Raw genomic sequence first — 407 nt, forward strand, 5'->3', positions numbered from 1 at the left:
ATGGCGGGCAGCGTGAACAAAGTGATCCTGGTGGGCAATCTGGGCCGCGACCCGGAGGTGCGGCGTCTCAACAATGGCGAACCGGTGGTGAACCTGCGCCTTGCGACCTCGGAGACCTGGAAGGACAAGGCCTCGGGCGAGCGCAAGGAGAAGACCGAGTGGCACTCGGTGGTGATCTTCAACGAGAACCTGGCCCGCGTCGCCGAGCAATATCTCAAGAAGGGCTCGAAGGTGTATGTCGAGGGCCAGCTGCAGACGCGCAAATGGCAGGACCAGTCCGGCGTCGAGAAGTACTCGACCGAGGTGGTGCTGCAGCGCTTCCGCGGTGAATTGACCATTCTCGACAGCCGCGGCTCCGGCGGGGCGTCGGAGTATGGCGACGAGGAGGGCGGCCAGATCAGCCGCGG

General features: G+C 64.6%; 1 protein-coding gene. It reads left to right on the forward strand.

What is annotated here, in order from left to right; all coding sequences use genetic code 11:
- Positions 1-407 (forward strand): single-stranded DNA-binding protein (ssb, locus tag AB4Y97_RS21060; RefSeq protein WP_442000985.1); only part of this gene is annotated, 407 nt, incomplete at both ends.

It is taken from the genome of Microvirga sp. 2TAF3 (assembly GCF_052114965.1).
In the GTDB taxonomy this organism is placed as follows: domain Bacteria; phylum Pseudomonadota; class Alphaproteobacteria; order Rhizobiales; family Beijerinckiaceae; genus Microvirga.